Source organism: Faecalicatena contorta, assembly GCF_001404335.1.
GTDB classification, from domain to species: Bacteria; Bacillota; Clostridia; order Lachnospirales; family Lachnospiraceae; genus Faecalicatena; species Faecalicatena contortus_B.
Genome location: NZ_CYZU01000006.1, coordinates 129,152 through 139,474, shown reverse-complemented (window position 1 = coordinate 139,474; position 10,323 = coordinate 129,152). Strand labels below are relative to the sequence as shown.

Annotated in this window: 6 protein-coding genes; 5 read left to right on the top strand and 1 reads right to left on the bottom strand. The window is 46.5% G+C overall.

Annotated features, from left to right (window positions below; translation table 11 throughout):
• Nucleotides 1-140 precede the first annotated feature (140 nt).
• The 5 genes from ARB69_RS04870 to ARB69_RS04850 all read left to right on the top strand — a co-directional run bounded on the left by ARB69_RS04870 (nt 141) and on the right by ARB69_RS04850 (nt 9,788).
• On the top strand, nt 141-3,311 hold the full coding sequence (locus ARB69_RS04870; protein WP_055151487.1) for an alpha-mannosidase: 3,171 nt from the start codon (nt 141-143) through the stop codon (nt 3,309-3,311).
• A 45-nt stretch (nt 3,312-3,356) separates the two neighbouring features.
• On the top strand, nt 3,357-4,499 hold the full coding sequence (locus ARB69_RS04865; RefSeq protein WP_055151484.1) for a uroporphyrinogen decarboxylase family protein: 1,143 nt from the start codon (nt 3,357-3,359) through the stop codon (nt 4,497-4,499).
• Between the two features lie 69 nt (nt 4,500-4,568).
• On the top strand, nt 4,569-5,864 hold the full coding sequence (locus ARB69_RS04860; protein ID WP_055151481.1) for an amidohydrolase family protein: 1,296 nt from the start codon (nt 4,569-4,571) through the stop codon (nt 5,862-5,864).
• Nucleotides 5,865-5,885: 21 nt separating this feature from the next.
• Entirely contained in the window at nt 5,886-8,603 is a 2,718-nt protein-coding gene (locus ARB69_RS04855) for an alpha-L-rhamnosidase (RefSeq protein ID WP_083487017.1), read from the top strand.
• 30 nt (nt 8,604-8,633) lie between these two features.
• On the top strand, nt 8,634-9,788 hold the full coding sequence (locus ARB69_RS04850; protein WP_157355616.1) for an MFS transporter: 1,155 nt from the start codon (nt 8,634-8,636) through the stop codon (nt 9,786-9,788).
• Nucleotides 9,789-9,862: 74 nt separating this feature from the next.
• Here ARB69_RS04850 and ARB69_RS04845 read toward each other — a convergent pair whose 3' ends face one another.
• Complete coding sequence (locus ARB69_RS04845; protein WP_025655834.1) at nt 9,863-10,033, bottom strand: DUF362 domain-containing protein; 171 nt, start codon at nt 10,031-10,033, stop codon at nt 9,863-9,865.
• Between the last annotated feature and the right edge of the window lie 290 nt (nt 10,034-10,323).

Genomic DNA, 10,323 nt, shown 5'->3' with positions numbered 1-10,323 from the left:
ATTATGAAGAGCCGTATGCGGGAAAGCCGCACGTACGGTTCTGGAAAGGATTATACATTGCGAAATGTGTATTTACTAAACAGGGCCGTCAAGACATAGGAACAGTACGGTAATTGAGATGTGCAGAGAATGGAGGCGGAATGTTTATTACAGGAAGGGTCCGCAGAACGATAGAAGAATTGGAAAAATACAGGGTGACTCATAAAAGAGGGCCGGACAGAATGTACATAGATACAAGAAGCCCCTTTTCCTTATATCCACCGGAATGCGGCCGCTACGAGGAGTGCTGTAATTCTGTCAGATGGGGTGGAAAGGATGCCCACTGCTGGATGAAGTTTGAGATGATCGTTCCGGAGAGGTTTGCAGGAAAAACACTTCTGGCAGAGTTTTCTACGGAACACACAGATGATTGGAATATTGCCAACCCTCAGTTTAAGGTTTTCCAAAACAAAGAACTGGTTCAGGGACTGGATGTTAATCACCGGGAAATGATCCTTTGTAAAGAGGCGGTGCCAGGTGAATGTCTGGTGTATGAGGTATCGGTGTATTCGGGCATGGATGATGCGGTATTTCCGGTCAGCCTGTCGTATGGGCAGTTTGATACCCTTGTGGATAAAGTGGTCTATGATCTCCAGGTTCCGATGAAAGTTATAGCGGAATTACATGAGGGGGACGAGAGACGGATTAGAATTGGAGCGATTCTGGAGCGTGCGGTAAACATTCTGGACTTCAGGGACAGCAGGACTTCGGGGAAGCTGTTCAGACAGAGCCTCCGTGAGGCGTCTTTGTACCTGGACGATGCGTTTTATAAAAAGGCAGAGGAAATGACGGGGCCTGCAGTATACGGAATCGGGCATACCCATATAGATGTTGCATGGCTCTGGACAGCAGAACAGACGCGGGAAAAGGCCGCCAGAAGTTTTACAAATGCGCTGAGGCTTATGGAGCGGTATCCTGAATACCGGTTCTTTTCGAGCCAGCCCCAGCTCTATGAATATGTAAAGGAAGATTACCCCGGCATATTCAGGCAGATTAAAAGGCGTGTGGAAGAAGGACGGTGGGAGGCAGACGGCGGAATGTGGCTGGAAGCCGACTGTAATCTTACATCGGGAGAGTCACTGGTCAGACAGCTATACTATGGAAAGAAGTTTTTTAGAGAGGAATTTGGGAAGGAATGCGAAGTATTATGGCTGCCGGACGCTTTTGGGTTCAGCGGCGCCTTACCCCAGATTCTAAACAAATCCGGGATCAAATATTTTATGACTGCAAAGGTCTGCTGGAATGAATATAACCGGCTGCCCTATGATTTGTTCGAATGGCATGGGATTGATGACAGCAGTGTTCTTGCTTATATTATAACATCGGTGCTTCCGAAAGAAGACCTGCAGGGGCTGAATGAGGGCTTTCCGATCAGTACGTATAATGGATTCCTGCAGCCGGATGTGCTGATCAAGACCTATGAAAGGTTTCAGCAGAAGGAGTTTAGCGACACCGTACTTCTTCCATATGGTTATGGAGACGGAGGCGGAGGAACGACAGACTGGATGCTGGAATATGGCAGGCGTCTCGAAAAGGGAATATCGGGCTGCCCTAAGTTCCGGTTTTCCAGTATATCCGGCTTTACAGAGCTTCTGGAAGAAAAAAGGCAAGGAGTACGCCTTCCCCAGTGGGTAGGGGAGCTGTATCTGGAATATCACCGGGGTACTTATACGAGCCGCGCCAAAACAAAAAAATACAACCGGAGGGCCGAATGCTTACTATCGGAGGCAGAGTTCCATGGTGCGCTTGCTTCTGCCTTAAGCGATGGTTATCAATATCCGCACAGCAGGCTGGAGCAGATGTGGAAAACTGTACTGCGCAATCAGTTTCACGATATTCTTCCCGGAACATCGATACCGGAGGTGTATGAAGTGTCTGACATGGAATACGAAAGTGTTTTTCAATGCCTTGGAGGAATTAAAAGTGAAGCGCTTGAAGAGGTTGCGGCGCTGATCAGCACTGACGGCCATTCACTGGCAGCTTTCCATGCGTCAGGGAGCACCTGTCCGCAGATTACCGAGGCAAAACTTCCGGACTGGTGCAGCGGAATTATGGATGAGAGGAACGGCTTTGTTCCGGTGCAGCCCCTCCACAGCGGAAAAGCACTGGTACTTTTGGAGGGCCTTCCGTCTTTTGGGTACCGTACTTACCGGTTAGCCGGGAAGGAAGAAGCGAAATGCGCACAACATCAGGTTCCGGATGTGAGAGCGACTACGGCAGAGATGGAAAACCAATACTGGAAGATCAGCCTGGATACGAATGGCGTTATTACTGGGATATATGATAAGAAAGAGAAGAGAGAGGTTCTGAAAAAGGGAGGAAAAGGAAATCAGCTTCTGGTTTTTGAAGATATGCCCCATAATTTTGATGCATGGGATATCACGGAATACTACCGCCAGAAAATGTGGAAAATAAACGAAGCTGAATCCGTATCCGTTACGGAAAACGGACCACTCCGGTGGACAATAGAAATTACAAGAAAATATCAGAGTTCCTGCATTGTTCAAAAGATGCATATGTATCATGTACTTCCGTATATTGAGTTTGAAACATGGATCGACTGGCACGAAGAACATACGCTTTTAAAGGCTTCATTTGAGGTGGATATTCATTCGGATTATGCAGCCTATGATATTCAGTTCGGCAGCATTCTAAGGCCTACGCATTCCAATACCAGCTGGGATGCGGCAAAATTCGAGGTATGCGGGCAGAAATGGGCTGACTTGTCTGAATATGGTTACGGAGCGGCTATTCTGAACGACTGTAAGTATGGATACGATATTCATAGAGGGGATATGCGTCTGACCCTATTAAAATCAGCCACTTATCCGAATACTAAGGCGGATCAGGGGGAGCATACCTTTCGATATGCCTTTTACCCTCATGCGGGAGACTGGCGGGAGGCCGGGGTGGTACCGTATTCAAAAGCATTTAACCAGATGGTCTTTACACAGCAGCTGGGCCCGCAGACGGGGAAGATACCAGGCCGTTACAGTATTGTGAAGGCACAACAGAACAATATTGTAATAGAGACGGTGAAAAAAGCGGAAGGGCGTGAAGGAATACTGGTAAGGTTTTATGAGGCATTTAACCGGCACTGCACGGTAGAGATCACATTTGGTTCCTGTATGAAAGAGGCCTGGGAATGCGATTTGATGGAAAATTTGATACAGGACATGGAATCGAATATCTCCTGCGGGGGCAATTCACTCTGGATTGAGGTAAGGCCGTTTGAGATAAAAACGTTATATGTCGTTTTAGACCTGGATTGACGGACTGATAAAAGGGCTAAAACGGAGGAAGAAAGGAAGGTTTCAATGACAACGAAGATAATAGAGACGAAAGAAACAATGACACCAAAACAGAGACTGCTGGCCGCACTGCGCGGTGAGAAGACAGACCGCACTCCATGGTGCCCGAATCTGGCATATTGGTATGATTTTAATCCGGAAGAGGCCAGGGGAAAGAGCATGATGCAGGTCATGCAGGAAATGGGTGCGGATCCATTGATCAGGGGATTTGATCCTACAAAAATAGAATATGAACATCTGCGGATGTATCAGACCGTCTATCAGGGGTGCTCCATTGAGGACGTATATGATAAAGAGAAAAGAACGATGACAATCCGTACCCCCATAGGATGTCTGACTGCCAGATATATCATTACGCCGGATGGTGAGACGTGGTTTTTATCGGAACATCCCATTAAAGAAGAGGAAGATTTTAAAATCGCCAGATACTTTTTTGACCATATGGAACTCATTCCGGATTATACTGCGTACAATAAAGCGGCGGCAGAGGTAGGAGAGGAAGCGCTCATTGTGCCTATGCTGATGCCAGAAATAAATCTGAAAAGCGCCTTTCAGTCATTGCTGGAATTCTGGCTTGGAACGGAGGAACTGGTATATGCTTTAATGGATTATCCGGAAGAAGTGGAAGCATTACTGGAAAGTATACGCAGAGTTGACCGGATTGCAGTGGAAATATCCGCTGGGTCAGATGCGGAAGTCTTCCTCACCTGGGAAGATACATCCACCACCAATATCTCCCCGTCCTATTACGAAAAATATATTCTGCCGGAATTAAATGAATGGTCTGAAATACTGGAGAGCCGCCAGAAGATGTATATGCAGCATGCCTGTGGCCACCTTCAGGCGCTTCTGGGGCTGATCGCCGGATCAAAGGTGCATGGGATTGAGTCGATATCCCCTGCGCCTACCGGCAATATAGTTATGAAAGAGGCACGCAGGGTGCTTCCTAAAGAAAAATTCCTTGTGGGAGGTATCGAACCGACAGAGTTTTTGAATTGGTCTCTCAGTGAATTGGAGGTTTATGTAAAAGAGTTGCTGAAGGACATGGAGGGATACCCGTTTATCCTTGCGAATTCCGACAGCTGCCCCCCGGGCGTAGAATATGAAAAGTTTTTAATGATTTCAAAAGTGGTCAGAAACCAAATTTAATGATCATGCCGTGGTCAGGTAACAGTTCAGGCCTATCTGAATCGTTGTCTGGACAGAGGGAGAAGAAGAATGAATACGTTATATCAGACAATAGCAGACTATGTCAATGACCTTACGATTATAGATACACATGAGCATCTGCCAAACTGGGAACAGGAACTGGAAGAGCCGGTGGATTTTTTCAGCGAATATTTATCATCGTATTTACAGGATGATTTGATCAGTGCGGGAATGCGCAATGAAGAGATGGCAACATTATCTCGATGCAAAACAGCGCAATCCGGGCAGGCACAGCTGGAAGAAAAATGGCAGATATTAAAGCCATATTTAAGCAGAGTTGAAAACACAGCATATTACCGGCAGCTGGACAGAACGGTGGAAGGATTGTACGGGATGCATTTTCCTGACTCACAGACGCCGTGGGACACCGTCCTGGAGTTGAATAAGAAGTTCCTCGCAGCCAGAGGGTCGGGAAGGTTTCAAGAAGTGTTATGGGAGAAATGTAAGATTGAAACTGCCGTCCAGGATACTTTTGACCTGGAATGCGACAGGCGGTATTACCGCCCGGCGCACAGGCTGGATGCCTTTATATTTCCGGAAACAAGGCAGCAGTTGGAACAGATTGAAGCGGACACAGGGATTAGGATCAATGGATTTGAGGATTGGCTTAAAGCATGTACACATTCAATGGAAACTGCTGTTGAAAACGGGGCAGTGGCCTTTAAGCTCGGGCTGGCCTACGCAAGAAGCCTAAAATACGGGCATTCCACAAAGAGTGAGGCGGAAAAAGACTTTCTGGACCTGTTTGAAGAGCGGCACCTGCCTGCGTGGAGAAGGGGGCTGTACGAGGGGGAAGCTTTTCAGAACTATATGATGCATTTTGTCCTGCATTTTGCAGCAGAACACAAGCTGGTTTATCAAATACATACGGGCATGCAGGCGGGATGTCCGAATTTCCTTGCAAACAGCAATCCCGAATTGTTAAACAATTTTTTTATAGAATACCCGGATATAAAATTCGATATTTTTCATATCGGATATCCGTATCATAAAAGCCTGGCGGCGCTGGCTAAGATGTTCCCTAACGTATATATCGATATGTGCTGGGCACACGTCATTTCTCCATATGCAAGCAGATGCGCGCTTGCCGAGTTTTTAGATACCGTTCCGGTTACGAAAATCAATGGATTTGGCGGAGACAGCCTGTTTTTGGATGCGGTTTACGGGCACCAGCTGATGGCCCGCGAAAATATCAGTATGGTACTTGCTCAGTGCGTGGAAGAAGGAACATATTCAATGGGGCAGGCAAAGAAATTTGCAGAAAGAATCTTATATCAAAATCCAAAGGAGCTGTTTGGACTATAATCCAAAGAAAAGGATAGAAAAATGAAAATTACAGAGTTTCGATGTGAACACAGGACTCATCCAATGGGGATTGATACCAGGAGACCAGAGTTTTCCTGGATATATGAGAGTGAAGTGCCGGATACCAGACAAGTACATTATCGGCTGCAGGTCTTTGACAAAGGCCGGAAATTATGGGATACAGGCGCGCTGGAAAGCGGGCAGTCGTTTGGAATAAAGTATGCAGGCCGGGAATTGGAGTCTTTTACAAGGTATGATATAGAAGCCTGTATTTGGAGTAATCATGGGGAAGCCGCTGAGTACAGCGGATGGTTCGAAACGGGACTTTTATATCAAAAGGATTGGACCGCAAAATGGGTGGTGCCCGAGCAGGTTCCGGCTTACCGAGAAAAACCCCAGGAGAGCGCAGAAATATCCTATTCAAGCATTCCAATAGATGACATCAAAATGCAGCCGGGACAGATGATACGTATGGAATTTAAAGTAAAACCATGCCTGCGGTCCGCCAGAATCTATGCAACCGCACATGGGATTTACCGTCTTGAACTGAATGGCCGCAGGGTGGGAGATATGGAGTATGCACCGGGCAACTCTTCCTATGACCATTGTCTGGAGTATCAGACGTATGATATCACGGACGGTCTGAAGACAGGAGATAACGCGCTGGGTATGACAATATGCCCAGGCTGGTACTGCGGGAAGGTGGGCCTGACCGGAGACAGCTGCCAGTATGGTACATTATTGGCCGGGCTGTTTCAGATAGAGGTCTTGTATGAGAACGGACAGCGTGAACGGTTTGGTTCGGGAGAGACATGCTGTTCCGAGATGGGACCGGTAAAATATGCCGATCTTTTTGTTGGGGAATGTTATGACGCCCGGGAGGAAAGAAAAAATTTCAGCCTGCCGGGATATTGGTCCAGGGAATTAAGGCCGGTTCAGACAGCAGATTATGGATATGAGAATCTGTGTGCGCAGACAGGTGAACCGGTACGTGTATGTGAGACATTGAGTCCGGCGCGCATCTATCAGTCTCCCAGGGGTGAAACAATACTCGATACGGGGCAGGTTCTGTGCGGCAGGGTAAAAATGAAAGTACGCGGAAAGCGCGGCACAAAAGTTGTCCTGGAGCATACCGAGACGGTGGATCAACATGGAAATTTTGTGCGCAATATCATCGGAGAATTCGTACTGCAGACGGATACCTATATTCTCCATGGAGAAGGTCCGGAAATATTCGAACCCAGCTTTACCTATCACGGTTTCCGTTATGTCAGAATCAGCGGATATCCGGGAGAGCCAAAACCAGAGGATTTTGAAATTCAGGTGATCTATACGGATATGGAAATGACAGGTGGATTTTGCTGCTCTGACGAGCGTCTGAACCAATTACAGCACAACATCCTGTGGAGCCAGAAAAGTAATATGGTATCCGTCCCCACCGATTGCCCCCAGCGGGAGAAAGCAGGTTTTACAGGGGATGCGCAGATATTTATACCGACAGCATGCAGAAATATGGATGTACTGGAATTCTTTATGCGCTGGCTGAAGCTCATGCGGGAAGAGCAATTGGAGGATGGCCAGATCCCCATTATTGTTCCTTATTTGCCGGCATATCATCCCAACAGTACAACTCCGTATCAGACCCATACCTCTGCGGGATGGGGGGATGCAGCCGTGATCGTGCCGTGGCGGCTGTATCAGGCATACGGCCAAAAGAGCATTTTAGAAGAAAACTATGCAATGATGGAAAAATGGATCGAATATATTCGATATACGGCAGAACACGAACATCCGGAAAGTACGGACGGCACCGGAGGAAATATAAAAAGGGAAGAGTGGGAAAAGTATCTCTGGAATACGAATTTTCACTTTGGGGACTGGCTGACTCCGAGTGTAAGCATAGACCAACAGACCGGAGATGTAGATATGCTGAGAAGCGCCTATCGTACGATGGACATCGTTCCCACCTGCTTTTACGCGTATTCTACAGAGTTGATGGCGCAAATTGCCCAAGTCCTTGGAAAATATGACGATGTGCAATACTATAAGCAATTAAATGAGAATGTAAGAAATGCATTTATCCGTGCATTTACTGACGGGAAGGGTATGATAAAGACCAAATTACAGGGTATTTATGTTTTAGCGCTTCAGTTTCATTTGATTCCGGAAGAATATAGGAAGCATACATCCGCGATGTTAGTCAGACTGATCGAGGAGAATGACGGCAGGCTTGACACTGGATTTCTCTCCATTCCGTTTTTACTGGATGTGCTGGTGGAAGAAGGATATACAAAGACTGCATTCGACATTCTATTTCAGGATGAATGCCCGTCCTGGCTTTATGAAGTGAAGATGGGAGCTACTACTGTGTGGGAGATGTGGCAGGCGGTTAAGCCGGATGGAGAAGTAACCTGCGCTTCTTATAATCATTATGCTTTTGGCTGTGCAGGAGATTGGATGTACAGGGAAATCGGCGGAATTCATGCGGCCTGTGAAGGCTACAGGGAGATTGTGGTAAAGCCTCTTATAGATCCCCGTATTACGTATGCATGGAGCAGGCATCGAAGCCCCTATGGAAATATCGAAGTATATTGGGAAGTAAAGAATGGACAGATATATATGGAGGCAGAGATTCCTTGCGGAACAGCGGCAAAGATATACATACCGCGCAGGAATGGGACCTATAAGGAAAAGCAGGCAAAATCGGGGCATTATATATTTCAGGAGCCGTTCGTCTGAGTGGAATAGATGAAAAAGGAGAAAGAAGAAATGAAGACAGAAAACAACAGATTGAGAGCCGTGACAGCAGGCGTGATGATATGCTTTTTCCTTTTTGGGTATTGCGATTCTGTTAGAGGGGCAACGCTGACGGATGTTACGAGTGCTTTTAAAGTCAGCTATGGTGTCGGCGGCGCTTTGATGGTGGTTCACTACATAGGATATTGTGCTTCTTCTCTCTTTTTTGGGAGTATGACAGGTAAAATCCACAGGAGGACAGCTCTTATTGTTTCAAATGTTAACATTGCAGCAGGAATTTTCATTTATACCTGCGCCCCGAATATATACGTATTTTTAATCGGCATCCTGTTGATCGGCTTTTCACTGGGGCTTTATGAGTATGCAGGAAATACGACGGTTGCGGACATTTATCCAGAAGAAAAAAGAGGAAAATATACCAATTTGGTGGCGGGGATGCATGGTATCGGCGCAATCATAGGACCTGCCGCCTTTGGGCTGATCTTAAGGAAGGGCGGAGATTATAAGACTGCATTTATGATCATACTGCCAGTTATTTTGGCGGCGGTTCTTTTGTTTCTCAAGACGGGTTACCCAAAACAGGCCTATCTTGACGACAGTCCATTAAGAATCAAGGACATTCTGAGAGCGATGCTTATTAAGAAGGCAGGAAAATATTATGCATTGGCAACCCTGTATATTGCGGCTGAAGCCGGTATTATCACCTGGATCACTGCATTTTTTGTAGATGAGAAGGGACAGGCGCTGAAACAGGCGGCGCTTTGGCTGAGCCTGTTCTTTGTTTTTCTGACTGCAGGCCGGTTTATCGGGAGTATGTATGTTGACAGATTCGGCATTAGAAGAGTATTAATCGCGCATTTTTCTTTGTCCGCCTTGTGTATTATTCTGGGTGTTACATTACCGGGGGAAGCAGCAGTGCTTCTGCCATTATCCGGACTTTTCCTGTCGGTAATTTTCCCGACGCTGGGGGCGGGGATCTCGGTCGAGTGTCATGAGAACACAGCGGTCACAATGGGCGCTTTCTTTGCATTTGCTGCGCTTGGCGGCGCAGCTGGCAGCTGGGCAATTGGGCTGTTTAGCCAGATTTTGGGGACGAGGGCAGGCATAGGATCAACTGCGGTAATCTGCCTTGCGGCATTGCTCATTGTCCACAAGGCTGTCCGTTAATAAGGGCGGCCACACGAAACAAGTCGTGTGGCCGCCCTTTTGCTTTGTGATCACTTTGCGGTATATTTTTGAAATTATTCTGCTACGATAGCACCTGTAGGACAGGCTGCTTCACATGCTCCACAATCTACGCAAGCATCAGCGTCGATTACGTATTTGCCGTCGCCTTCTGCGATAGCTCCTACTGGGCATTCGCCTTCGCAAGAACCACAGCTTACACATTCATCATTAATTACGTGTGCCATAGTATGTATCCTCCTTTATGATATAAATGGGCAGCCGCATCATTCGTACTGCCACTATCCCCATTCTAATACAAACGGGATAAATATACAAGCAGTTTTATGCTTTAAATCAGGTACAATTTTCAATAAGCATTTATCTTGAATACGGATAGGACTTCCAGGCATCAAGTTTCCGGTATTTTCATAAAATTTATTAAATTTAAGAAAATATTCCTTTTTTTTTCACAAGATTAGTGTATAGTATATAGGTAATAATCTGGGACAGCATATAAAATCTGGAGGCAGTTATT

Bases quoted from the DNA above. Each gene is read 5' to 3' on its own strand.
- ARB69_RS04870 (WP_055151487.1), top strand. From the start codon at position 141: ATGTTTATTACAGGAAGGGTCCGCAGAACGATAGAAGAATTGGAAAAA.
- ARB69_RS04865 (WP_055151484.1), top strand. From the start codon at position 3,357: ATGACAACGAAGATAATAGAGACGAAAGAAACAATGACACCAAAACAG.
- ARB69_RS04860 (WP_055151481.1), top strand. From the start codon at position 4,569: ATGAATACGTTATATCAGACAATAGCAGACTATGTCAATGACCTTACG.
- ARB69_RS04855 (WP_083487017.1), top strand. From the start codon at position 5,886: ATGAAAATTACAGAGTTTCGATGTGAACACAGGACTCATCCAATGGGG.
- ARB69_RS04850 (WP_157355616.1), top strand. From the start codon at position 8,634: ATGAAGACAGAAAACAACAGATTGAGAGCCGTGACAGCAGGCGTGATG.
- ARB69_RS04845 (WP_025655834.1), bottom strand. From the start codon at position 10,033: ATGGCACACGTAATTAATGATGAATGTGTAAGCTGTGGTTCTTGCGAA.